The sequence below is a fragment of the Corynebacterium sp. c8Ua_99 genome, assembly GCF_039907185.1.
Taxonomy (GTDB): Bacteria; Actinomycetota; Actinomycetes; order Mycobacteriales; family Mycobacteriaceae; genus Corynebacterium; species Corynebacterium jeikeium_D.
This window is the reverse complement of sequence record NZ_JASBOG010000011.1, coordinates 1-24,829: the sequence shown is the minus strand read 5'-3', so window position 1 is coordinate 24,829 and position 24,829 is coordinate 1. Positions and strand designations below refer to the sequence as shown.

Sequence of the window (24,829 nt, the reverse complement as noted above, 5' to 3'; positions counted from 1 at the left end):
GAGGGCAGCTAAAACAGCTTCGGATAGCTTTCGAGACAACTAACGCGTGTGACTTAGCATTTTGCTGAGCCACACGCGTTAGTTCTTAAACCAGCTACGCCTAGTTCCGAATGGTCACCTGACGGGACACGATGGTCTCACGGGACTTACGCTCCTCGGCGGTCAGCGGCTCTTCGCTGGCCAGCGCCTCAGCGATACGCTTGTCGGCCTCTTCCACGGCAGCAATCCAGTGGTCGTGCGGCTTGGTGTTATCCAGGTCCCAGACCGGCACCAGCACGCCATCGGTACGGAAGACACCGGCGAACTTCGTGCCCTCTCCCAGCGAGAGGTTGTCCGCAGCGTGCACGCGTGCCAAGGCATCCAGCAGCGGCTTCTCATCTTCACGGCGCACCCAGCGGATGTGAGCGCGCTCGCCCGGATCAATCCACCAGACAGCACCAGCGACCTTCGCGTCCAGGCGGTATGACGGGAGAATCGCGTCGTTAGCCACGGCCAGGTTCTGCTCGATCATCGGGGTGCGTTCAATGCCCTTGGGAATCCACCACTCGAAGTCCTGGTGGACCTCCATGTTGTCGAGATCCACGGCGGTCAGGACGTCGGTAAGCGGTGCAGCCTCGCCGTCAGTAGCGGCGGAGAGCTGCTGACCCGACTCTGCGTCGCGAGCCCACGCCAGCGCACGGGAGAGATCCGCAGCGCCGTCATTGGTGCGAGCCTGCGTCTGCAGCGCGACGAAAGCCTCATTGCCCTGGTCAGCGGCACGCGTCAGTGCGGCTACGCCACCCGGCAGCACGGTGCAGACCTTGATGTCACGCTCAGCGTCAGCGACCGTGACCGGAATGACCACAGCCGGTGCGAACTCGCGGACAGCCACGATGTCAGCCTCTTCGTCGAAGTCCTTGAACGGACGCGGATTGCCCAGCAACGCTGCACGCTCAGCAGCGCGGGCTGCCAGCTTCGCCTGACGGCGGCTCATGCCCTCCGGGGCCTGATTATTCTTCTTACGAGATTTCTTTCCCACAAGGCCACAGAATACCTATTCGCAGTCCGTAATTCGCGACTGCCTGGGCTACTTATAAAAATCGTCGACGAATTCGCTCGCCGTTCCTTCGAAAAGCTGCTTGTCGACGGCCAACGCGCCCGCCTCCCCCTGTTCATCGCTAGCTTCGCTGGGGATGAAGCCCTTGGACCAAAAACCGGGCTGGGTGCGCTCGCGACCTGCCCCAACGGGAATGTTGCGATGCACTTCCTCGGGAGCCAACACGTAGCGGAGTAGCCGCGCCGTAAGGGCAGTTGTCACACAAGCTAAAACAGTGATGATTCCGGCCTGGAAGTACGTCCTGGACACGTCGGCAGCGATAAACCAACCCGTTGCAAGGGGCCACAAAACGCAGGCCAGATACCAGATAAAGCGACCTGGCCCCATTACGGCAGTGACTCCTGTTTCAGCCAACGCGACCACGGGCCCCGTGATGTTGCGCACTGGCCACATGTGCATCGTGCGCACATCCGTTGCCGTGCGCGACAGCAGTGGGCGGGCATACGTTGCGCGGTCACGCAGCACCTGGAGGGTCTTGTAGACCGAAAAACCCAGCCCAATGAGGGAAACCATTCCGCAGAGACCGAAAGCCCATGCTCCCAGTTCGCCGAGGAGGGAAACCACCAGATCCTGACCTGGACTCAGAATGCTCATCCAGATGAATACGGTAAATGCGGCGAATACGCCAGCGCCGCTCATTGCCCATCGAAAGACACTGTCCGCACGCTTGCGAACAATCTCATCGGCCTTCCAGCGCGGCGTCGCACCTGTGATGGCCGAATCCGAGACAGTCGGCTGCCAGCTCTGCTGCGGTGGCAGCACCACCTGAGGTGGGGACTGCTGTGGCTGCTGTTTTGGAGACTGCGGCGGCACAGCCCACCCCGCGTTTTCTGCCTGTTCATTAGACATTTTCCGCAGGGCTCCTCTCGTACGCGCGGCCGGCTTCTTCCGCAGTCTTTTCTCCCACGGTGTTTTTAAGTGCGCTCCCCCTAACCTACCTAAACTAGCCCGGCCCCTACCCCAGCCACTAGTCCGACCAGCTGCGAATCTTCCGCAGCATGATGCGGCTCTTACGCTGCGAACGTCCCATCTTCCGGGCCAGGTTGTTCAAAATCGCGATGGCCTCGGTAATGTGCGGCCCCTTGTTCAGCATCACGCACTCGGCACGCAGGGCGAAGGCCGCATCGGTAATCTCCGCGCGGGACGGCAGGCCGGCCTTGGCCATGTTCTCCAGCACCTGAGTACCCAGAATGGTCGGCACACCGGCTGCCTGCGCCAGCGTCAGAATCTGGCCTGGGACCTCACCCATACGGTCGAAGCCCAGCTCCACAGCCAGGTCACCACGAGCAATCATCAGACCGGACTTGGCGCGCTTCATGCTGGCGATGATGATTCCCGGCAGATTCTGGAATGCCGGAATAGTCTCAATCTTCAGCACAACACCCAGGTTCCGAGCCTTCGACGCCAGGTCCTCGCGGCCCGCAGCCTCATGTTCCGCCGCAATCTCATCGAGCACCTTGTAAACGTACTCAGCATCCCCCTGCGTGCGAATAAAGCTCACCGCAGCAATATCCGCATGCTCCACCACAAAGCGCAGGTGCTCAATGTCTTCGTCGGTAAGCGAATTGAGTGGCAGGTCGGTGTTCGGCAGATTGATGCCCTTATGCGCCGCCAGCGGCTGACCATTCGGCTTCGTACGCAGGACACGCAGCCGGGCATCGACGTGACTATCTTCGCTTGACGACGTCTCGGAGACCTCAACCACCTCAGCGCCGAGCGCACCGTCGTCGAAAAGCACCGGATTGCCCGGCTTCAGAGCCGCCACGGCAGACGGCAGCGAACAGGAGACGCGTGGAATTTCATCGTCAGTGCGTGGAATGGTGGTGATTTCCTCGCGGCTGGTGAGAATAAACTCATCACCGGTGTGGAAGCGCAGCTTTTGCACGGTCGGTGGCACGCCACCAGCGCGCGTGACCTCGTAGTTGCTGCGCAGGTGTGTTCCCTCGGCAATCCAGGCGTTCTTTTCGCCCTCGGCGAGGACAGCCTCGACCTCGCCCTCGGAGTCGGTGTCGATGCGCACAACGGTGAAGTGACGCTTCGCCGAGCGGGAGTCATGCAGCGTAATGACATCGTCAAGCTGCAGCTGTTCCAACCACCCCTGATCTGCTTCCAACGGCAGTGCGGGACGCCCCGGCAAATCGCTCGGAGCTGGCTTGGGGTGCTCATCCAGTCGCGGAGTCAGCCAAATCTTGGACTTGGAGATGACCGTGCCAGCGTCGTCACGCACAACACGGGCGCGCCCCACACGCGGCCCCGGTTCGATATCGCCCGTGCGCAGCTTCGGACCAGCCAGATCCATGGACACGAAGATGCGGCGACCGGCCTTCTCAGCTGCAGCATTGACGTTGTCAATCATGCGGCTCCACTGCTCAGGTCCGTCGTGGGCGCAGTTGATGCGAGCGAGATCCATGCCAGCGGCAGCGAAGCTCTCCACCAACTCTGCATCGTCGGCGGCCTCGGCGGGCAGGGTCACCATAATGTGCGAAGTGACATCCGCGCGCTCCTGACCGAACAGCTCGGTGGCGTTGTTATCCAGGGCAATATCCGCGCGCTCATCGTCGGCAATAATGCGGGCGACATCGATGTCTGAGGTGCGCCCCGCCAGCGCCAACAGCGCGTTGAGAGCGAGCTCAAGGCGCCCCCGGGTGAAAGTCTCCACCGTGGTCAGACTGGTCACGCCGAGGTCGTGCAAGCTGTTTTGCAGCTCACGGATGTCAATTGTGCGCAGGTGTGCGTAGTGCAGCAGGTTTTCCGCGTGCCGACGGCGCTCTTCCGGCACCTCTGCGAGCAGTGCAGAAGCCTCCACCGAGACGTCGTCCAACTCTGTGATCAGATCAGTGACCTTGCTGATGAGGTCATCCAGACGCGGTACGGCCGCGCCGCTTTCAGTGTTGTCAGTTGCTGTGTCTTGAGGGCTCTGCGCTGCCATAGAGAAGGCACTCCTGTGTTGAAGACGAAGCGTTGGCCAGAGTCGGCCACGCGGGCCAATAGAAGGTGGGCATTCTCATTCTCAAATGAGACGGCCGAAAGCGCATGTCGAGAAGACATCTACTCTCGCTACCAGCAGTTACTTCCAGAATGGATCCTGCACATCTCGGAGCGTCTGAATGGACTTGTCCAGCTGCTTCTTTTCGTATTCGTCCAGCTCAAGCTCGATAACGCGGCGAATTCCTCGACGGTTCACAATGGCTGGTGTTCCGATGAACACGTCCTCATGACCGTATTCACCTTGCAAGTATGCGGAGACCGGCAGAGCTACCTCTTGGTTCTGGAAAATGGCGCGCGTAATGCGGGCCAGCCCCATACCGATTCCGTAGGAAGTGGAGCCCTTGGCATCGATAATCTCGTAGGCGGCATCACGGGTTCGGATGAAGATGTCCTCCAGCTCGTCGTGAAGCGCGGGGTCGGCGGCGAGGCGCTTGGACAGACTGACGCCTGCAACGTTGGCGCTGGACAACACCGGCAGCTCGGAGTCGCCGTGTTCACCAATGATGTATGCGTGCACGCTCATCGGGGAAACATCGTAGTATTCACCCAGCATGTAACGGAAACGTGCGGTGTCCAGGATGGTGCCGGAGCCGAAGACACGGTTGTGTGGCAGCCCGGAGTACTTCCACGCGGCGTATGTGAGTACGTCGACGGGGTTGGAGGCGATCAGTAGGAGCCCATCAAAACCGCTGGCCATGACGGAATCGACGATGGACTTCATAATTTTCATGTTCTTGTCCACCAGCTGTAGGCGAGTCTCGCCGGGCTTTTGTGCTGCGCCTGCACAGATGACTACCAGCGCGGCATCGTCACAGTCGGCGTACGTGCCCTGAGTGACTTTGGTGCGCGACGACGCCCACACGACGCCATGGTTTAAGTCCATGACGTTGCCCATCGTCTTCTTTTCGTCGATGTCAATGATTGCCAAATGGTCGACAGTGCCTTGGTTGACCAGTGAGTATGCATATGCCACGCCGACGTCGCCAGCGCCGATCAGCACGACCTTATTTCCTGTGGATAGCTTCATAGCCCTCGGATCCTTCTCAACCGATTCGGAAAACGTTGCGACACCCCACAGGCTACGCTTTGTGCGGAAAACTGGCGCGAGATGAATAAACCCCGTGGAAAAAATTTTGCCATGATGGGAGTTATGGGATTCCTGCGTCGCGCATTTACTTCGATTGCGCCCTCGATTGCGTCTACGGGCAACACACCTGTAGCTCAGCCAATCGAAACCACCAGGACAGTGCGAGCTGCACGAGCAGCGCGAACGGGAATTACAGGAGTCGCTGGCACAGCTGGCATGGCCAAAGCGCTGGGCGCAGTCGGCACCGGCAGTCTGATGGCGACCAAAGTCTTTCGCGAACGTCTCCTAGGTACCGGCCCTGGCACTATCCGCAGCGCACTGCGAGCGGGCATTCCCTCCAACCCCGGTCTAATTGGTGCAGAAATTGCGTCATGGGCTGCCTTTAGCCCCTCGCTGATGCCGCGTACTCGGATCGCCACCGTTACTGTGACCTTCCTGGCACAGCTGGCGGGCCATGTCACCGGGGTGGCTATCGGCTATGGCTACAACACGACGATGCGGCGTCTGGCCAGCACTCCGCTCAGCCGCTTTGCGCCGGCACCTCGACACGAGCGCGCACTGGCCGTGACCTGGCATGTTGCCACCACGGCCACCACCGCGGCGCTGTGGCTGCGCTCCATTTCCCAGCAGCGCGAAATTGGCCGCCTGGTGGGCAAGGATGAGCAGGAATCCGCACGCAGCCAGTTCGCCTCCACAATGATTGCCAGTGGTCTCTACCTGACCACTCGGGGGCTCTCCGCGCTGGCCAATCGCGGCTATGACTTACTGCGGGACAACCTCCGCCCCTGGCTGCCGCGCGGTCTCGCCCCGGTTCTCAGCGGTGCCATCGTCGGTGGTGCCGTGGCCGCCAGCATTGATCGACTGCTTATCCGTCGGACTTTGGAGTCCATCGCCAAGAAGTCCCGATACCTGAATACCCTGGTAGTTCCAGGCCGCATGCAGCCCTGGGAGCCGGAACGTTCCGGGAGTCCATGGTCTTTGGAGCCGTGGTACGCACTCGGCGCCGAGGGGCGCGTCTTCGTCGCCGAAGGCCCCCGTGCCCGAGATTTGGCGGTGGTCACTGGCAAGCCGCTCTCCGAACTGCAGGAACCCATCCGCATTTATGCGGGCAAGGTGCCAGGTCGTTCTCTGCGGGAACAGGCGGAGCTCATCATCCGCGAGATGCACCGCACCGGCGCGTTTCGGCGCGATCATCTGGTTGTCTTCACCACCACCGGCACCGGTTGGGTGCCACCGTGGTCGGCGCAGGCTGCAGAGTTCTTGACCCTTGGCAACTGCGCCACTGTCGCTCTGCAGTACTCTGACCTCCCCTCCCCAGTGGCATGGCTAACGGACCACGAAACCCCAATCGCGGCTGGCCACACCCTTATCCATCGGGTGTTGCAGGAAGTCGACAAGATGCCGGAGAACGACCGGCCAAAGGTCTACGTCGCCGGTGAATCCCTCGGCGGGTTTGGCGGTCTCGGCGCATTCGAGAATTCCGCTGACATGCTCGCACGCGTCGACGGTGCTGTCTGGACGGGCGCACCACAGTTCTCCGCGATGTGGAAAGAGCTGACGCACCGTCGGACAAAGGGGTCTCCGGAAATCGCTCCAGTCATCGACGAGGGGCGAAACATCCGCTTCGCTACGCGCCCCGACGAGCTGTACCACTCCTTCTATGGCACCAAGTTCGGGCCGTGGGAATTCCCGCGCGTCGCATTCCTGCAGCATGCCTCTGACCCCATCGTTTGGTGGGATTACCCACTGGCCTGGCGCCGCCCCGACTGGCTTGCAGAGCGCGTCGGCCGCGATGTTCTCCCCTCCATGCGCTGGCATCCGTTCGTCACCTTCTGGCAGGTGCTTATCGACGGCCTCGCCTCCGTCACCGTCCCCGGTGGTCACGGCCACCGGTACGAGGAAGAAATGTTGCCAACGTGGGCTTCCATCCTCGACATTCCGCTTGACGACGACCTGGGTGGCGCAGCCGGAATGCGCTTCAAGCGCGTGAGTAAGTGGATTCGCCGCACTCAGCCGCCGCGTTCATAAACTTGTGACAGATATCCCTGAACAGCATTTTTTATGAATTTCGCATTAATTGTATTGCTTAAATGGTTGCGCATCCACTCATCTTGAGTACCATCGACGGCACAACCTAAAAACGTGTTGAGGAGGAATTTTCCTAATGACTAAGTACGAACTTCCTGAGCTGGATTACGCTTACGACGCTCTGGAGCCGCACATCTCCGGCGAGATTATGGAGCTGCACCACAGCAAGCACCACGCTAATTACGTCAACGGCGCCAACGCTGCTCTGGAGAAGCTCGCTGCTGCTCGCGAGTCCGGCGACTTCGCAGCTGTTACCGGCCTGTCCAAGGACCTGGCCTTTAACCTGGGTGGCCACACCAACCACTCCCTGTTCTGGAAGCTGCTGTCCCCGAACGGTGGCGGCCAGCCGACCGGTGAGCTGGCTGAGGCTATCGAGCGCGACTTCGGCTCTTTCGAGAAGTTCCAGGCTCACTTCAACGCTGCTGCTCTGGGCCTGCAGGGCTCCGGCTGGGCTGTTCTGGGTTACGACACCATTGCAGAGCGCCTGGTTATTGAGCAGATGACGGATCAGCAGGGCAACCTGTCCATCAACCTGAAGCCGGTTCTGCTGCTGGATATGTGGGAGCACGCTTTCTACCTGCAGTACAAGAACGTCAAGGCTGACTACGTCAAGGCTGTCTGGAACGTCTTCAACTGGGATTACGCTGCAGAGCTGTTCGCAGCTGCCAAGTAATTTCAGCTAACAGCGCGCGGCTTTTTACGCGTCCCTGCCGCGCGCTAAAGATGGCTTACCGGCTCGCTGACGGGGCTTACCCTCAGCGGGTCGGTTTTTTGTGTCTTGTTTGAGACCACTTTTGGTATTTCCCGGGCGGCACACGTAGCCGTCGTTTAGCGTTAGTGCCCATGAACACCAGCAACAATGTCAACGTCGCCTATGAATACCTCGCCGTAGCTGATTCAGAGGCGGCGAAAATCGCTGTCGTCAGTTTGGACCGCGGAGACAAACTCAACGGTCTAACACTTGAGATGCTGACCGAGCTGTCCGCCGTCGCCCGGAAACTGGCAGCTGACCGTAATCTGCGTGGCGTAATCCTACGTGGCGAGGGCAAATCGTTTTGCGCTGGACTCGATTTCGCCTCGGCATTTAAGAAGCCCTCACGCATCCTGCGCTCATTCGTCCCCGATATCCACGGCACAAACCTGTTCCAGCGCGCCTGCTGGGACTGGCGAGGCCTGCCGGTGCCGGTCATTGCGGCGGTGCATGGGCACTGCTACGGCGGTGGTCTACAGATTGCGCTAGGTGCTGATTTCCGCATTACGACGAGCGATGCCAAGTGGTCAATCCTCGAAGCGAAGTGGGGGCTGATTCCGGATATGTCCGGTATGCGAACCATTCTCGACGAGGTCAGCGCCGATACTGCACGTTGGCTGACTATGTCTGGCGAAGAACTCAACGGCAAGGAAGCAACTGAGATTGGTCTGGCGACGTGGGCCGTGGACACGGAGGACGCTGCGCTTGAACTGGCCAAGGAGAAGTTGGCACAGCTGGCGACGCGTTCGCCGGATCAGCTGGCGGCGACGAAGCGGCTTTTCCGCGATGTGCACCGCTCCCCTCGCTCAACATTCCGTGCCGAGCGCACACAGCAGTTGCTGCTGTTAGCCCGCAAGAACACGGCCATCATTCGCAATGCTGCGATGAAGAAGGTCTCCCCTAAGTTCGCCCGGCGCGGCACGTGGACGCGTGGTTAGCGCGCTACGGAACCGGCAGGTCATCCCCATGCGGCAGGTCCTCGGCCGCGCGCTGTGAATCCAGCCAGTCGCGGACGTGGGCTACCGACCGGCAGTCATCGCCGTTGTAGCGCAGTAGCATAGCGCGAGCCTCGGCTTGCGTGAGCTTTTCAAAGGACTGTTCCGCGACAAAGTCGAGGTCAGTGGCCGTCGCAATGCGATACAGATCCAGCGATGCCTCGCCGTCAACATCGGCGTCGCGCCAGTGGAAGCCCGACCACGGGGCCACGACTTTCAGCCCCATGCCGACGGTGGAGAGGATCTGGCGACGGGCAACCTTCAGCATGTCCACCCAGTCCTCCGAGGCAATGAACTTGTCCACTTCTTCGCGGGTCGGCACCCGCACAATCTTTGTCGGGCCAGCTGCCTCGGAACCGGAACCAGCCACATCGCCCGTGGCCAAATCCGCCGAATCTGCGGGCACCACAAATTCCTGGCCGCCGAACCGGGTAGCGCTCTGACGTAGCCAATAGTTCTCGCCCTCTGCCGCCCAGCAATAGGCGCGGAAGGTCTTGCCTTGTTCATGCGCCGCATTTCGACGCCGCATCAGGTAATCCCAGAAAATCGCAAAGTTCCTGGCCTCCGCCGTGCCGCCGAGCCCCTCTGGCCCCGGTGGCTCCCAGGTGATGAAGCCGCGGTAGTCCTCCCTGGGCACCCATGTTCCCCACAGGTAGGCGCCATCGTTGGGATACGCCTCCATATCGATGTCCATCTCGACATCGCCACGCGGGGCCGATGTCTTGGCGGCTACCCGGAGCGCGTCGACGTCGGCAAGCCGCGCCCTCGCCATCCACACCTGCTCCTTGCTGACGTGCGGAGTGTTGGTACTCGCCTGCGCCAATGCCGTGACCGTGTCGATGCCCACGCTGCGCAACCGCATGGACTTATCCCCAGGTAGAAGGAGGGAAATGTCGTCACTTGCGGTCAGCTCATCGAAGCAACGGTCGTGGTGATGGCAGGTTCGGCACTCCCGGATGCGCCGCGGCGCCAGCGGCCAGGTGCCCGGCGTAAATCGTGACGGTCGCCCCTGAGTGGCAGCGACGGCATCACGCGCGTCCCGCAACGCCATCCGGTACGAGGCGACGCGCGAGCCCTCATCAGCAATGACGATATGCCGTGTATCCAGATTCATTCCGGTGGCACTAATCGCCCCCACCAGACCACAGGACACGCCCAGCCGGTGCAGCATCGCCGCCGCCTGCCCCAGCTTCACAGCATCGGGTCCGTAATGCCGTAGCTTCCACTCATCCGTGACAACCATCGCCTGACGCAGGGTCCGCCCCATCACGCCATCACGCCCGAGCCGGTCAACGCCCAGCAGTCGTACCTGCATCGCCGCCGCACGCGCCGCATTGCTTGACGACGGCTTACGCCGCCGGCCCTGTTTGCGCGCAGAGAGCAGGTGCCGTGTGACAACCAGGACCGGCATGTACGTCGGAGAGGTCGTCTGTGGTGAATCATCGACCTTGACCAGCAGATCGGGGTGGCAAATCTCGTCGATTCCCGAGTACACCCCACCGGGAATCGGGCGCTCATGCATGAGCACGCCACCGGCGATGACGCTTTCTCCACGGGCGATGGCCTCAAGGGTATCCAGGTGAGCGTCCGGCCCCGAGGTCACTGTGTACAGGCCGGGGATGGACGCGATGGACGTCGGCAAGCGGTGCTCGTGGTGAGAAGCAGGTTCGACTAGCCGCCCCTCGCGCAGGTCGAGGCTCAGCCGGTAGCGGCAGCCGATGAGGTCGCTCGCGTGGAGAAGCGGGCGCGAAACGGATGAATCAGTCACAATGAGAATTAGCGTATCGCCACTCGGTAGGAAGTTTCACGTTAAGCTTGGATAGCAAGAATCGTGATGCAGCCACTGCATCTGGCAAGCGCACTCCGGCGCGGTGGGGTTTAAGGGTTTTCCGCCCCGCTTTTCCGGAGGGACTATCTGCGAGCAACTAGGCGAAGGAAAAAATGAGCTTCTTGGGTGACATCCGTGAGCGTCGGCGCGAAACCGCCAAGCAGGTGAAGGCTGCCAAGGCGAAGGCTAAGGAAGAGGCTCGCCACGCAGCTCGACTTAATCGCAAGGCACACAAGGCTGAGGTCAAGGCCGCTAAGCGCGACCAGAAGCACCAGCACAAGCTGGAGCTGAAGGAGGCCGCTGGCCGCGTTCGTTCTGAGGAAAAGCTCGGTAAGAAGGAACTCAAGCTGGAAAACCGTGCTCTGAAGCGCGCGGAGAAGATCCGCAAGGCAAGTGCCAAGGACGAGAAGAAGGCGCTGGCTGCCAAGCAGCGTCACCAGACCAAGATGGCCGAGAAGATCCTGGCACAGCAGCGCAGCCAGGGCTTCAACAAGGACAAGGCAAAGTCGTGGATCGGTGGCGCGCGCCTGCTGGTACCGGTGCTGGTTCCGCTGGCCTACCGCGCTATCACTGCCATTCAGCGCCGTGAACACTCGTCGGCCGCGCAGAAGTTCGGTGTTTCCGCTAATGATGCCGCTCGTTACCAGGGGCACGGTGCACCGCTGCTGGCCCGCATTGAGGCTACTCGCGGTTCGCTGACGGAGCTGCGTAAGTCGGGCGCCAAGGGCATCGATGGTTTTATCAAGGACGCCAACTCGCGTCTGGATGTCATGACTGATGCTATTAATACTGCCGAGAAGATGACCCCGGAGCAGCGTCGTCGCGCGCACCACTCCATTACCGCGGAGCTGGATTCGCTGGACCGCCAGATTATTTCGGAGCTGGGCGCGTAAACCCGGCCGCTTCAGGTTGAGGCCACTCGCCGAGATTCATCGAATTGAGCGCGACTGTTGTTGAACAGCAACAGTCGCGCTTTTGCTCTTATTACCCCCGTATCGGGCTATTTTTTCCCACCAATGGCGCTACGTACTGAGAACTACTGTAATGAGGACTATGCCATCTTCAGATAAATCTCAGACTGCAGCCTCGAATCTGAACGGTGCGGTCTCGTACAGCGACGCAACAGCCCAAAAGCCATTCACCCCTTCTCGTCGTGCCGTACTGCGTGCCGGCGCTACCGGTGCTGCTGCCGGAGCCATCGGCCTGGCAACCGCTACCAGTGCGGGGGCCAATCCTGAGTCACAGTCCCCAGCTAACGCTGGCGGTTCCGGTGGTTTTCAGGTATTCCAACACGGCGTGGCCTCTGGCGACCCACTGCCGGACTCGGTCCTTATCTGGACTCGAGTGACCTCGCACCCAGGCGACACCGCAGGTGCAAACCAGGGCCGTCCTGTTGCACTGAAGTGGGAAGTCGCCTCTGATGAGGGCTTCGGCAACATCGTTGCCTCTGGTGCCCTGAACACCGACCCGGATGCTGACAACACCGTCAAGATTGATGTCAAGGGTCTCTCCGCTGATTCCTACTACTTCTACCGCTTTACCGTCACCGCTGGTGATCACGCGGGCCAGGTTTCCCCGATCGGCCAGACTCGCACTGCGCCGCCGGTGAACTCCTCGCCAGATCACCTGGGCATCGCGCTGACTTCCTGCGCTAACTGGGAAAGTGGCTTCTTCTCCGCTTACCGCGACATGGCGGAAAATGACCGCATCGACATCATTATGTGTGTCGGTGACTACATCTACGAGTACGAGGCCGGTGGCTACTCCGGCAAGGGCCCGGTTCGTGACCACAAGCCGGCTCACGAGATCATTTCTCTCGCTGACTACCGCCTGCGCTACGCCACGTACCGTACCGATGCGGACCTGCAGGAAGCTCACCGCGCAAAGCCGTGGATTGTGACCTGGGATGACCACGAGGTCGCCAACGATGATTGGCACAGTGGCGCTGAGAACCACGACCCGGAGACCGAAGGCGACTACATTGCCCGCCGCGACGCCGCTATCCAGGCTTACCTGGAGTGGCTGCCGGTTCGCGCTGTCCCGTTCTCCCAGGGCGGAAAGCTCTACCGCAGCTTCCGTTTCGGCGATCTCGCCGACCTGACCATGCTGGACCTGCGCACCTACCGTGACCAGCAGCTGAAGTTCATCCGCGCTGGCGAGACCGATGATGAGAACCGCTCCATGCTCGGCTCTGAGCAGTTCAATTACCTGCTCGGCCAGTGGCGTTCCTCGAGCGCAAAGTGGCGTGTCGTGGGCAACTCCGTCATGTTCACTCCGGTGCTGGTTCCGCCGCTGGATCCGGAGGCCACCCGCGCCGTCACTGAGCTGCTGAGCTTGCCTCAGGACGGCCTGCCGTACAACTTGGATCAGTGGGATGGCTACGCTGCTGAGCGTCGTAAGCTGATCAACATCATGGATAAGGAAGGCTACGACAACGTTGTCTTCCTCACCGGCGATATTCACTCCTCCTGGAACTGCAACGTACCGAAGGTCCCGGGCGAGCACCCGAGTGCCGGCATTGCCGCTATTGAGATTGTCTGTACTTCCGTCAGCGCCCCGAATATCGATGACATTGTGAAGCTGCCTCAGGACAACCCGATTTCCTTGGCTGCTACCGCTGGACTCAAGGCTGCGAACCCGTACGTCAACTACCTCGAGTTCGACCGCCACGGCTACACTGCCGTCTACTTCGGCCGCGAGGACGTTACCTCTGAGTACCGCCTTGTCGAGGTCAAGGAAGAACCGGACCAGCCGCTTTTCGTCGCCGCTACCTACCGCGGCAAGCCGGGTCAGGGCATGACCCAGGCTTAAGCGCCTTCTCGTCCTTTCGCTTTACGACGACTACCGAGAGCGCACCCCGCATTGCGCCCTCAGTGGCGTAGTTGCTGTTCACGACGGCCCTGCACAACATGCAGGGCCGTCTTTTTAATACCCCAAGTTCTTGTGCACAATTAATCGAATTATTAACAGACCATGTATTCAATATAAGTTGCACAATCGAGCTCAATTATCGTCAATAGACATTAAATTTCTTTGCACTTATACTGTGGGGGAAAGAAAAAAGGGCTCGATATTAATTTGAAGTTTCACCGTATTGAAGTTTCACTGTAAGCCTTCTTCATTATTACAAGTTCAGCACCAAGCTTAGGCAGGGATTCTATGGCACGCCGCGAACTAATTCAGTACATCGACGACCTCGATGGGACTCCGCTTGATTCCGCAGATCACCAAGTCGTTCGTTTCTCTTTCCGCGGTAAGAACTACATTCTCGACCTCTCTCAGGAAAATGCAGAGAAGTTCGAGCAGGTATTAGAACCGTATATTGCGAAAGCTTCCATTGATCACAGCACGGTTGTAGCTCCGCGTAAGCGCTCTTCCGCTAATCCCAATGCCGCTGAGGCCCGTGATCGCAATCGCAAGATTCGCCAGTGGGCACGAGAGAATGGCATGGATGTTGCAGACCGTGGTGCGCTGCCAAAGCACATTATTGAAAAGTACGAGAGCGCTAACTAGTTCTCACCCAGGTCCGTTTGCCTTCCACTGGGTTTCACCCAGCTTTACTATCTTTAAAACAGGGTCCCGCCACAGCGGGGCCCTGTTTTAAAGTTGGGGCAGGTAATTCGAGTCGCTAGGATAGCGGCTGGAATTGGCACACCGGCCTCATCCGGTTGTCTTACTTTTCTTATCCTTGACATGGAGGAGTCGGCCCGTGGTCATTTTGGAACCATTCGTTTGGCTGGTCTCGTTTGTCCTTAAGGCGTGGCACCTTTTACTGGCCTCAGTGTTTCACCTGCCGTCTTCTCTGTCCTGGACGCTTTCTCTCTTCCTGCTGGTGTTTACGGTGCGTGGCGCTTTAGCGTTTCTCGCGTTCCAGCAATTTATCTCGGCGCGCAAGACAGCCAACCTACGGCCGCAGCTTTTTATGCTCAAGGAGCGCTACCGCAGGAGCATCGAGCCGAACTCGCCACAATACGTAAACTTTGCCAGCAAGGAAATGCGCAAAGCAGAGGGGATTAAGACCTCCGTAATGCTGGCGCCCCTCTTCGTCCAGATTCCCGTGATTATGGGCCTTGTTCGCATGCTGAGGCACATGCTGCGGGCGTCTGAGGGGCCTGGGCTGCCTGCGTCTCATAATGTCGGATTCATCTCTAAGGATGAGATCTCCGACTTTCTGAGCGCGACATTCTTGGGACAGCCTCTACCCGCATATCTGCGCATGGACCCGGAGCAACTGCAAATCCTCGGGGGCAATCATGATTCGCTGTTAACTTTCTGCATTATCGGCATCGTGGCAGCGGCCTTTTTCACCGGTTTTAACTTGGTCGTTTCCTACCGCCGGTTGCAGCGCACTCTCGACTATTCCAATAGCGTCAGTGTATTCCTCAGCAAATTCATGCGCGTAATGCTTATCTACGCACCGCTGATGATCCTCTTCGCGGGTTTCTTTGGCCCAACACCTGTGGCTCTAATTGTCTACTGGGTCACCAATAACTTCTGGACACTGACCCAAAATATCATTCTCACCCGCTATGTGGAAAAGACCTACCCGCTCACGGACGATTTCCGAACTCTTCAAAACCACCAAAAGGGTGAATACGAATCGGAGCGGGAAGAAAAGAAGAAGTTAAAGCAGGCCAAGCGTCACTTTTATATCAAATCCGCATTCGCTCCGTGGAAGATAAAGCAGCATAAGAGCGAATATGCCGCTATTGAGAAGGAATCGCGGGACCGCCGTAAAGCAAAGCAGGAAGAAGAATATGCCCAGGCTTTGAAAATTGCGAAGGTTCGCTACATGGTGACCCAGATGCGGCCTGGTGCTCAGGACAATTTGCCATCCCTGACGCAGGATATGAAGATTTCCTCGGGTATAGTTCCGCCGCTTCCCGGCCTGGCTAAAGTGCGGGACGACATGAAACGACAAGCCGAGAAAGCGCAAAAAGCACAGAAACGGCCGAAGCCAATTCTGATTGCAAAGAACCTGGGAATGCTACTCGGCCAGAATACGAAGAATATGGTTAAGAAAGCCACCGGCTCAAAGGAGTCGGACTGGAAACGCTTCCGAGATTAGCCCGTGAGTAAAAAGGCAAGAACTACGACGCGTTAAAAAAGGGAATTAAGTATTTACGTGACCAGGTCACGGGCCAGGTCGCGCGCCATCTGCAGCGGGTTCAGGTCTTTGGACATCTTGGCACCCGCGAGGCCGCCGTCGAGGTAGAGCAACAGCATATTTGCGTGAGCGGACGGCATACTAGATTCATTTTCAGTCAGCAGCGTGTGTAGCTGTTGCCAAACCCAGGAACGGTGATCGGCTGCGGCCTGACGGATGTCCTGCTCCGACTCCGTTTCCGGCCGCGGATATTCACTAGCCGCATTCTGGAAGTGTGAACCACGGAAGTCGATTGCCGGCTGCTCCGCAATACACTGATCAAAGAACGCGAGAATCTTCTCCGCCGGGGTATCCAACGAGGCCACTCGCTGCTCCCAAGCCTCCCGCCATTTGGCGTCGAGGTCTTGCAGATATGCAATGACTAGCTTGTCCTTGGATCCAAACAACGAATACAGGCTGGCTTTGGCCACATCAGCTTCCCGCAGGATGCGGTCAATGCCGACAACGCGGATACCCTCTGTTGTAAACAGAGTTGTCGCTGATGCCAGGAGGCGCTCCCGCGGACTGGGGCGGTTACGACGGCGAGAGGAAGCGCGGCCGCCTTTTGCGCCCTTGCCCGTTGTCGCTTCTGCCACGGCAGTACCTCTCGTCCTTCCAAAGTCACACCCCGTTCTAACAGCTGCTTACTCGCAAACACCGGCATTAGCGCCATTGCTTTCAGAGCACTGAACAGGGCGTTCATAGTCTGTGATATTCCATTGTAGGCGTATCTGCGACTGTGATTTTGTAAAAGAACAAACTAGTCAGTCTTTCAGCCTCTAGTCCTACTTTAGCGTGCGATGATTGCCGCCCCCAACAGATGTCGCGACAATCGCAGAACGCCAACTTCACGACAACCGCACAACAAAAAAAGGGCATCTCAATGTTGATGAGATGCCCCGCGCTCTAGCTCACTATCCAGTAGATAGCAGCGTTACGACGCTTCGTGCATAGTCGCGCTGTTTTGCTTGGCTTACTTGCGCTTTTGAACCAGGCCGACAATCCACAACAGGATCACGGCGCCGAGCAGACAGGTGAGGAAGCTGAAGAACTTTCCGCCACCGGCGACATCAACGCCGAACAGGGTGAGCAGCCAACCGCCCAAGAAACCACCGACGATACCAACGACGATATTCAGGACGACGCCCATCTGTTCATCGGTGTTCATGATCTTAGAGCCGATCCAGCCGGCAAGACCACCGATGATAATCCAGCTGATGAAGCCCATCGTGGGACTAAAGGAGGCAGCAAGAAGAATCTCGTTCATGATAGATATTCCTTTCCCGAAATCGTTCTGACTCAACTATAAGTCTTTCCGAAAACTCTTGCATACACTGCAAGCACTATCAGGCCATTTCGGCCACTGAGAAACTAGCGAGATAACAGTCGGATAGCCACAGGAAAACTCTTATAAAATCTGCACTTTCTGCATGAAAACAGGGTTTATGCAGACGAGAGGCCTCATTTGGATAAACCGAAGCCGGCCCCGACACCTGTCGGAAACCGGCTAGGTTCTACTTATAAATATTCGGTAACGGTTTCTACTCTCGGCGCTAACCGCGCCTCGACGACCGCCGCCGGCGTCTTTTCTCAGCCCCCTCGAAGGGCGCTTTAGGCGTCAGTCTCCGGGCGGACGACCATCATCGGGCAAGCAGCCGCCTGCAGGAGTGCACGCGAAGTGGAGCCGAGCAGCATGCCCTTGAAACCTCCGCGGCCGTGGCTGCCGACGACCAGCAGCTGCGAGCCTTCCGAGGCATCAGCCAGAGCACGAACCGGGCGGTCGCGGGTAACAACCTTCTTGATGGCCACTTCCGGGTACTTCTTAGCGTACTTCTCCAGACGGTGGCCGAGCAGAGCCTTCTGCTCCTCTTCCACAACCTGCCACTGGCTCTGAGCTGCAGAAAGGCCAGCCAGGGAAGCCTGTACCTGCATATCCATCCAGGTATGAACTGCAATCAGCTCGGCACCACGGGCATCGGCCTCACGGAATGCGTACTCCGTTGCCTTTTCGGAAATATCGGAGCCATCGACACCGACAACGACAGGACCGTACTTGGTCTCATCGGTGACCAGGTTGTCCTCGCGGACAACAACAACCGGGCACGATGCGTGGGAAACAACAGCGGCGGAAACCGAACCCATGACCATGCCAGAGAGCCCACCCAGACCGCGAGAGCCCATAACCACCATGGTTGCCTGCTCAGACAGGTCGAGCAGCATGTCAATCGGGCTGCCCTCTTCAATCTGGTGGCTGACATCTACTGACGGTGCGAAGTCGAGGGCAATCTTCTTGGCCTCGTTAATCTTCTCCAGGGTCTCGGCCTCAAGATCGTCGTAAAGCTCCTGCGGCGGAACCATGCCCTCTGCGTAGAGGAACTGCGGCATGGAGTAGCTGCTGACCAGACGGAGCGGCTCACCGCGCTTCACTGCGGTGTTAGCGGCCCACTTGACGGCGGTCTTGGATGCCTCCGAGCCATCGACCGCGCACACAATGATGTTCTGCCTTGGCATTGATTGCCTCCTTATTATGCGATCCATAAAAATTGGCTCTCCGCGGCCCGACCGCAACGCAGCTACACCTATCGCACCTGCTTGGACGCCATTTTAATGGACAAGCTTTGCTATTTAGTCAACTCTTCCGAGCCAACCCTTTTATTACTTTCACCTCCACCCTACCCCCATTATGTTGCGACCGACAGGGCAGAATGTTGTCCACCTACGCCATTAGGGGCGGTACCAGCACAGCCCTGCGCCAGCAGCTCCGCTTGCCCGCCGGGTGAATCCGGGGCACCTGTTAAAGTCAGCCGTATGCGTCGCATGCCACTGCCCATTCGCGATGGGCTCAACCCCTCCCGCATCGCCGCTCCCGGGCGTCGTGGCGATGCCCCCACCCGTGCGTGGGATCTGCTCGCAGGCGCTATCGCAGGTCAAACCTACCGCCACCCAGACGATGATGAAGCGGCTGTGGCCAAGCGTTTTGCAGATGGGCTCGTCGTTCGCGCCAACTCAGTGCCCTACAGTCCAGATGACATGGTGAAGCCCGGCGCGGAAATGTGGTTTTACCGCACCCCGGCACCGGAGCGCACAATCGCGGGGCCGATGCCGATTGTCTTTCAAGATGACAACCTTGTGGTCGTCGACAAGCCGTCGTTTTTGGCAACGATGCCGCGCGGCCGACACATTACGGAAACTGCTGTGGTTCGCCTGCGGCGGGAGCTGGGTAATCCGGAGTTGGTTCCCGCGCATCGCCTCGACAGGCTGACGTCGGGGTTGCTCATCTTTACCGCCCGGCGCGAGGTTCGCGGCGCCTACCAGGGGCTTTTCGCATCGGGGGAAGTCACTAAGCGCTACCACGCACTGACGTCGCCTACACCCATCGCTGGCGCGGCCAGCGAAGCCCTGCCCGAGACCCCACTGGAATTGCGCACACGACAGCACAAAATTGCTGGCCAGATGCAGGCTTATACTCTCGAGGGCGAGCCAAACGCCCACACCATCATCGAGCGCATTTCGCTTGTCGACGTGCCTTCGGACGCCGACGGCCTCGCTGCCGACAGTGGTCGCGTTGCGCTGTGGCAATTGAAGCCCATCACCGGACGCACTCATCAGCTGCGGCTGCACTTGAGTGAACTGGGCTTTCCCATCCTGGGTGACCAGTACTACCCGGAGATTCTGCCGCTGGAGGCCGAGAATACCTCGGAGCCCCTGCACCTGGTCTGTGTTGAAATGAGTTTCGCTGACCCCGTGACTGGGGAACAACGAACGTTCCATTCCCGTCGCAGCGTTTTCAATCCGCTTTCGCTGCCGGATATTAATTCGCCGTTGATCAAATCTAATTAGAAGAGAGCCCCTCCCCCATGTCTGCCAAGCATGCAAAACGCCCCACCAAATCATCCGCTGAGTCTTCTTTGAAGCATTCCGCCCCACCAGCGGCGGCCTACGCTGAGGGGCTCACCAAGAAGTACGGTGTCGGCAATGCCGCTGTTACTGCACTGGACCATGTCGATATCTCTTTTGCCGCTGGTGAGTTCACCGCGATCATGGGGCCGTCCGGGTCGGGTAAGTCGACATTGATGCACTGCATGGCCGGCTTGGACTCCGCGACGTCGGGAAGCGCGTACATCGGCACGACGGAACTGTCGAAGCTGTCGGACAAGGAGATTACGGCGCTGCGGCGTGACCGCCTGGGCTTTGTGTTCCAGTCCTTCAACTTGGTGCCGACGTTGACAGCGGCGGAGAACATCACCCTGCCTATCAATATCGCTGGTCGTAAGGTGGATAAGCAGTGGTTCGAGGAAATCACCACGCGCCTCGGGCTTAAAGAACGGCTTACGCACCGCCCCTCGGAACTGTCCGGTGGCCAGCAGCAGCGTGTCGCCTGTGCGCGTGCCATTGTCAGCCGGCCGGAGATCATCTTTGGAGATGAGCCGACGGGCAACTTGGACTCGAACTCATCCCGTGAGGTGTTGACGATTCTCCGCGATGCGGTTGATGACATCGGCCAGACCGTTGTCATTGTGACGCATGATGCCACCGCCGCGTCCTACGCAGACCGTGTTGTGTTCCTCGCGGATGGCCGCGTGGTTGACGAGCTTCGCAACCCCACGCCCGCCGATATTTTGGCGCGCATGGCAGATATTGAGAATCTTTAGGAAGGCAGGTCATCTCTCCCCATGGCATCATCGTCTTCCACGCTAAGCCGCGTCGCCTGGCGTAATATCACCTCGCACAAGTTGCGCCTCGTGCTCACAATTATTTCGGTCGTGCTGGGCACAGCCTTCATCACCGGCGCATTTGTGTTCACATCATCGCTGGACAAGGCCTTTAAGGGCGCAATGAGTACCGCTTATGACGGTGTCGACGTGGTGGTGACGGCCCCAGCTGACAATCCCGGTGCTCTCACCGAAGAAACCGCGCAGGAAATCGAAAGCTTCCCCGGGGTCCGAGCCCTCAACATTGGCGATCCCAACAACAGCATTACGGCCACAGGAGCCGACGGCAAGCCGATTCAAACCAATGGTTCGCCATCGATGGGTCTTCCCTACTATCCAGCGGCCGAAGCGGTGGGCAACAAGGTCACGGTTACCGAGGGGCACGCGCCGGAAACACCAGGTGAGGTGGTCGTCAACTCCACCACCGCCGAACTCGGCAACCTCCACGTCGGCACTGAAATCAAAGTGGCCACCCGCCTCGATCGGGCGACGGTGAAGGTTGTCGGCATCGCTGATACCTCCATCGACGAAACCGGCTACCTCGCGGTCTTTTTCACCCAGAATCAGTGGCGCAAGCTCTACGGCGCGGACAGCCATATGGACATGTTCACCCTCGCCGCCGATTCCACCACTGACGCTGCCACGCTTACCCGTGATGTCGCAGAAGCATTCCCCGAGCTCAAGGTAGAGGCAGGCTCTAAGCTCGCCGAGGAGGCCTCCGAACGTGTCTCCTCTGCCTTAAGCTTTGTCAACTACTTCCTCATCGCTTTCGGGCTCATCGGGCTGCTTGTGGGCATCTTCATCATCTCCAATACTTTCACCATGCTGGTCACTCAGCGCATGAAGGAGTTCGCTCTCCTCCGCGCCCTCGGTGCTTCACGACGACAGCTCACTGCGTCCGTCCTCTTGGAGGCATTCATTGTTGGCCTCATCGGTTCCGCACTAGGTGTCATCACGGGATTTGGGCTGAGCCAGGGGCTATTCATGCTTCTCGATGCCATGAGTATCTCCATGCCCGGCGATGGCCTGACATTCGAACCGGTGGCAGTCATCGTTCCTCTCCTTGTCGGCGTGGCCATCACCATGATCGCCGCCTGGACGCCGGCCGCCCGCGCTGGCGCGGTCCCTCCTGTAGAAGCCATGCGCTCTGGGGATCAAACAACCAGCAATAGCCTCAGTGCTAGGACGTGGACCGGTACTGTGCTGGCGTCCGCCGCGATCGCAATCATTGCCTGGGCATTGCAGTGGAACGACGCAGAAACCAAGATTCGTGCCATCTTCGTTGGTGTCGGTGCAGTGATGGCCGTAGCCTCCGTCTGGCTTGTCGGCCCCGCGCTGTCCATGCCTCTGATCGGAGGACTGGGGCGCGTCGTAGGTGCGCCTTTTGGAACCGTCGGCAAGCTTGCGGCGACGAACTCCCACCGCAATCCGCGCAGAACGGGAACCACATCGTTTGCACTGACGCTCGGGCTTGCGCTGGTGACTGTGATTGGCATGTTCGGTGTGTCCATGAAGGAGGCGGTCAATGAGTGGTCAGAGACCAATCTGACGGCTGACTTCGTGCTCTCGCCACCTCTGACCGCGCATTCGGCCCTGCCTCTTGGTGTCGAGGATGCGGTGAAGGATATCGATGGTGTCGACGACACCGCAACCTTGTCGATTGGCGCGCTACTGGTAATCCCACCTGAGGAAGCCGCCACGATGATAGCTTCCGACGGCGAACAAACTGAAGTCGGACCGGAATCTAGTAATGCGTCGGTTTTCAACTCCAACGTCGGCAAATGGTACGGCACTCGCGCCATCCAGGGCTCCCTGGATCTGGCCAAGCCGGATGCGGGAATTGTCATCAGCGAGTCAACAGCGAAAAAGAATGGTTGGAACGTTGGCACTGAGCTCGCAGTGGTTTCCAAAGGCGGCATAACACGGCTCCCCGTCACCGGCATTTTTGCTGACACGAATGATCCAGGCCAGTCGATTATGGTCTCCGACGAAGCCGCCCACAAATATGTCAAAAGCAGCCACCTGTTGCCCTTCCAGACCTACGTTGATGTCTCCGATTCCATCGCCGCAGACAGCGGCTCCATGGATGAAATGAAGCAAAAGCTTAGCGACGCAGTTGCGGACTACCTCGTAGTACAGGTGATGACTGCTAAGGAGTTTGCGGGTCTGGCTAATGCCTCTATCGATGTCATGCTGGGAATCGTCTACGCGCTGCTGGCCCTGGCGGTCATCATTTCGATTCTGGGAATTATCAATACTGTCGCGCTCTCGGTTGTCGAGCGCCGCCAGGAGATTGGCATGCTTCGGGCCGTCGGCCTGCAACGCTCGGGGATTCGCCGGATGATTCGCCTGGAATCTGTGGAAATCTCCATTTTCGGCGCGGTTGTAGGTATTGTCCTCGGCTTGTTCCTCGGCTGGTCACTTCTAACCGTGCTGAAGGATGAGGGCCTGAATACTATCGCGGTACCGTGGCTGCAGATCGTTCTCATGCTGCTTGGGTCTACGCTTGTGGGCATTATTGCTGCTCTCGGCCCTGGTCAGAAGGCCGCGAAGACACCGCCCCTGGCCGCTATCGCAAACGAATAGTCGCCGTTATATGAAACCGCCCCGTGCAGATATTGTTTCTGCACGGGGTTTCTATTTCGCCTTATCGCCTACGCTGAATCAGCTATCCGGCTCACGCATTTCCGCTGGAAATTTATACGGCTGCGTTGGCCTTGCGATCCACGCGTTCACGATTCTTCAGCGCCTTATTGAGAAGCATAAAGAACCACACAAAGCCAACCGTCAGGATAATGTGGCCGAGCCCTGCAATTCCCGAGTACATCGCACCCCAGGCCTCCGGGCCTGAAACAACGTGCACGATACCGTTAGCCACCATCATGCCAATCGTCCAAACAATACCGACATTCTGAACGATGAACCAGCGATCAAAGCCCTTGACAGCTGAAATATTGAATTGACCATCCAAGGCCAGCGCAACCAAGAAGAAAATCATGCCAAGAACAAGGAAATGCGTGTGCAGCGTATTGAGCTGCGTTTTATCCCCAAAATCCATCGCACGGGTAAATTCACGATAGAAAACGCCAGAAAACAGACCAAGACCAAGATAGACCGAAGCAGCTGTGAATAACTTACGCATACTTCGTAGCCTACTCAGATAACACTGGCTTCTAAACAGACTAAACCCAGGGGGTTAAACGAAAGTTTGATACCGCGAACCTAGAGAAGCCTCAAACTAACCGCGCGAATCGAGCCAACACACGTTCGGGCACAGTTTTGAATAGGGTCATCACCAGGCCATATAGGCCGGGCGCTACCTCCGCCCGACCGACCTCTGCTGCACGTAACGTGCGCACCACTAAATAATTGAGATTCTGCTCCGGCATAAGACGCAACTTCACCGACTTCGCCTGCTTAACGACGTCCCGGAGAGCGGTGGTCTTAACCTTTCCCGGGTAGCAAATAGTGACAGTTACACCATTAGGTTTTAATTCCTCCCTAAGGCTGTTACCCCAATGCCGAATAAACGCTTTCGATGCCGTGTATACCGCTAATCCTGGAGTTGGTGCTACAGCTGAGATCGATGAAATGAGAATGATGTGGCCGTTCTTTCCGAATAGATCGTTTAGCGAGTAAACCGCTGCGACCGTACCGCGAATATTCGTCTGTATCATTTGATCAGCCTGCGAAAAGTCCTGGGTTTTAACATCGCCATAATTCGCATACGCGGCATTGAGGATTAAGTAAACTATCGTCGCGTGATGGCGCTCGACATAATTCCGGATTTTATCGCCAAAATCATCATCGGACTGGTCTAGACGAAGATGGCGAAGACGAGGACCTTGGCTCCTAGAGCGCTCAGAGTCCTCGCTGGAAGAATCATCGTTGTAGCTACGAGAAACACACCAAATTTCATCTAGGTCCGGACGTAGCTGCCCGAGTTTATCGGCGAAGACGGCGCCTATGCCCCGAGATGCTCCAGTCACGATTCCCACTCGCATGAATTCCAAGATACAGCTGACTGGGAGGAGCAATTAAAACGGCGACGACGTAGCGCGCCGCATAGGAATAAGCATACGAACAGCAAAATGCAGCACTAAAACGCTAGTTAATTCTGTTTACTCGTGGGTAAAAC

General features: G+C 58.4%; 20 protein-coding genes. 10 read left to right on the top strand and 10 right to left on the bottom strand.

Translation table 11 applies throughout. From position 1 onward, the window contains the following. Nucleotides 1–100: 100 nt before the first annotated feature. The 4 genes from QKE19_RS07520 to QKE19_RS07505 all read right to left on the bottom strand — a co-directional run bounded on the left by QKE19_RS07520 (nt 101) and on the right by QKE19_RS07505 (nt 5,111). The gene (locus tag QKE19_RS07520; RefSeq protein ID WP_016421674.1) at nt 101–1,018 is read right to left on the bottom strand and encodes a DUF5926 family protein; all 918 of its coding nucleotides are present in this window, start codon (nt 1,016–1,018) and stop codon (nt 101–103) included. 48 nt (nt 1,019–1,066) lie between these two features. Continuing rightward, nucleotides 1,067–1,945, bottom strand: a complete 879-nt coding sequence (locus tag QKE19_RS07515) for a hypothetical protein (protein WP_149420757.1) — start codon at nt 1,943–1,945, stop codon at nt 1,067–1,069. Nucleotides 1,946–2,063: 118 nt separating this feature from the next. Beyond that, entirely contained in the window at nt 2,064–4,025 is a 1,962-nt protein-coding gene (locus QKE19_RS07510; protein ID WP_049171694.1) for a pyruvate kinase, read from the bottom strand. Nucleotides 4,026–4,163: 138 nt separating this feature from the next. Then, nucleotides 4,164–5,111, bottom strand: a complete 948-nt coding sequence (locus tag QKE19_RS07505; protein ID WP_016421677.1) for an L-lactate dehydrogenase — start codon at nt 5,109–5,111, stop codon at nt 4,164–4,166. A gap of 81 nt (nt 5,112–5,192) precedes the next feature. Between QKE19_RS07505 and QKE19_RS07500 the strand changes: the two genes are divergently transcribed. The 3 genes from QKE19_RS07500 (at nt 5,193) to QKE19_RS07490 (ending at nt 8,948) form a co-directional block, all read left to right on the top strand. Next, nucleotides 5,193–7,199: an alpha/beta-hydrolase family protein gene (locus tag QKE19_RS07500; RefSeq protein WP_240593264.1), complete on the top strand. Its 2,007-nt coding sequence runs from the start codon at nt 5,193–5,195 to the stop codon at nt 7,197–7,199. 136 nt (nt 7,200–7,335) lie between these two features. Next, the gene (locus QKE19_RS07495; protein ID WP_005510435.1) at nt 7,336–7,932 is read left to right on the top strand and encodes a superoxide dismutase; all 597 of its coding nucleotides are present in this window, start codon (nt 7,336–7,338) and stop codon (nt 7,930–7,932) included. A gap of 170 nt (nt 7,933–8,102) precedes the next feature. Beyond that, entirely contained in the window at nt 8,103–8,948 is an 846-nt protein-coding gene (locus tag QKE19_RS07490) for a crotonase/enoyl-CoA hydratase family protein (RefSeq protein WP_258225511.1), read from the top strand. A gap of 4 nt (nt 8,949–8,952) precedes the next feature. Here QKE19_RS07490 and QKE19_RS07485 read toward each other — a convergent pair whose 3' ends face one another. After that, complete coding sequence (locus QKE19_RS07485; protein ID WP_347890711.1) at nt 8,953–10,773, bottom strand: ribonuclease H-like domain-containing protein; 1,821 nt, start codon at nt 10,771–10,773, stop codon at nt 8,953–8,955. Between the two features lie 173 nt (nt 10,774–10,946). On the opposite strand from QKE19_RS07485, the gene QKE19_RS07480 reads away from it, so the two are divergent. The 4 genes from QKE19_RS07480 to yidC all read left to right on the top strand — a co-directional run bounded on the left by QKE19_RS07480 (nt 10,947) and on the right by yidC (nt 15,901). Continuing rightward, nucleotides 10,947–11,726 (top strand): DUF6474 family protein, encoded by a 780-nt coding sequence (locus QKE19_RS07480; RefSeq protein WP_070602295.1) that lies wholly within the window; start codon nt 10,947–10,949, stop codon nt 11,724–11,726. A 160-nt stretch (nt 11,727–11,886) separates the two neighbouring features. Beyond that, a complete protein-coding gene (locus QKE19_RS07475; protein ID WP_347890710.1) occupies nt 11,887–13,644 on the top strand; it encodes an alkaline phosphatase D family protein in 1,758 nt (585 codons plus the stop codon). A 348-nt stretch (nt 13,645–13,992) separates the two neighbouring features. Beyond that, on the top strand, nt 13,993–14,346 hold the full coding sequence (locus tag QKE19_RS07470) for an Lsr2 family protein (protein WP_069359719.1): 354 nt from the start codon (nt 13,993–13,995) through the stop codon (nt 14,344–14,346). Between the two features lie 196 nt (nt 14,347–14,542). Next, nucleotides 14,543–15,901 carry a membrane protein insertase YidC gene (yidC, locus tag QKE19_RS07465; protein WP_049171708.1) on the top strand — a complete coding sequence of 453 codons (1,359 nt, stop codon included), beginning with the start codon at nt 14,543–14,545 and terminating at the stop codon, nt 15,899–15,901. A gap of 53 nt (nt 15,902–15,954) precedes the next feature. Here the strand turns inward: yidC and QKE19_RS07460 are convergent, their stop codons facing one another. The 3 genes from QKE19_RS07460 to QKE19_RS07450 all read right to left on the bottom strand — a co-directional run bounded on the left by QKE19_RS07460 (nt 15,955) and on the right by QKE19_RS07450 (nt 18,490). Next, on the bottom strand, nt 15,955–16,575 hold the full coding sequence (locus QKE19_RS07460; protein WP_048731284.1) for a TetR/AcrR family transcriptional regulator: 621 nt from the start codon (nt 16,573–16,575) through the stop codon (nt 15,955–15,957). 377 nt (nt 16,576–16,952) lie between these two features. Next, nucleotides 16,953–17,246: a GlsB/YeaQ/YmgE family stress response membrane protein gene (locus tag QKE19_RS07455; protein WP_049171710.1), complete on the bottom strand. Its 294-nt coding sequence runs from the start codon at nt 17,244–17,246 to the stop codon at nt 16,953–16,955. A gap of 344 nt (nt 17,247–17,590) precedes the next feature. Further along, on the bottom strand, nt 17,591–18,490 hold the full coding sequence (locus QKE19_RS07450) for a universal stress protein (RefSeq protein ID WP_005510554.1): 900 nt from the start codon (nt 18,488–18,490) through the stop codon (nt 17,591–17,593). Nucleotides 18,491–18,787: 297 nt separating this feature from the next. On the opposite strand from QKE19_RS07450, the gene QKE19_RS07445 reads away from it, so the two are divergent. The 3 genes from QKE19_RS07445 to QKE19_RS07435 are packed head-to-tail and all read left to right on the top strand — an operon-like array spanning nt 18,788 to nt 23,277. Beyond that, a complete protein-coding gene (locus QKE19_RS07445) occupies nt 18,788–19,819 on the top strand; it encodes a pseudouridine synthase (protein ID WP_049171712.1) in 1,032 nt (343 codons plus the stop codon). Between the two features lie 17 nt (nt 19,820–19,836). Then, nucleotides 19,837–20,631 carry an ABC transporter ATP-binding protein gene (locus QKE19_RS07440; protein WP_172954627.1) on the top strand — a complete coding sequence of 265 codons (795 nt, stop codon included), beginning with the start codon at nt 19,837–19,839 and terminating at the stop codon, nt 20,629–20,631. 21 nt (nt 20,632–20,652) lie between these two features. After that, nucleotides 20,653–23,277, top strand: coding sequence for an ABC transporter permease (locus tag QKE19_RS07435; protein ID WP_347890708.1), 2,625 nt, complete (start codon nt 20,653–20,655; stop codon nt 23,275–23,277). 112 nt (nt 23,278–23,389) lie between these two features. Here the strand turns inward: QKE19_RS07435 and QKE19_RS07430 are convergent, their stop codons facing one another. After that, on the bottom strand, nt 23,390–23,833 hold the full coding sequence (locus QKE19_RS07430) for a DUF2871 domain-containing protein (protein ID WP_347890707.1): 444 nt from the start codon (nt 23,831–23,833) through the stop codon (nt 23,390–23,392). A 91-nt stretch (nt 23,834–23,924) separates the two neighbouring features. Continuing rightward, nucleotides 23,925–24,680, bottom strand: coding sequence for an SDR family NAD(P)-dependent oxidoreductase (locus QKE19_RS07425; RefSeq protein ID WP_201844479.1), 756 nt, complete (start codon nt 24,678–24,680; stop codon nt 23,925–23,927). Nucleotides 24,681–24,829: the final 149 nt, after the last annotated feature.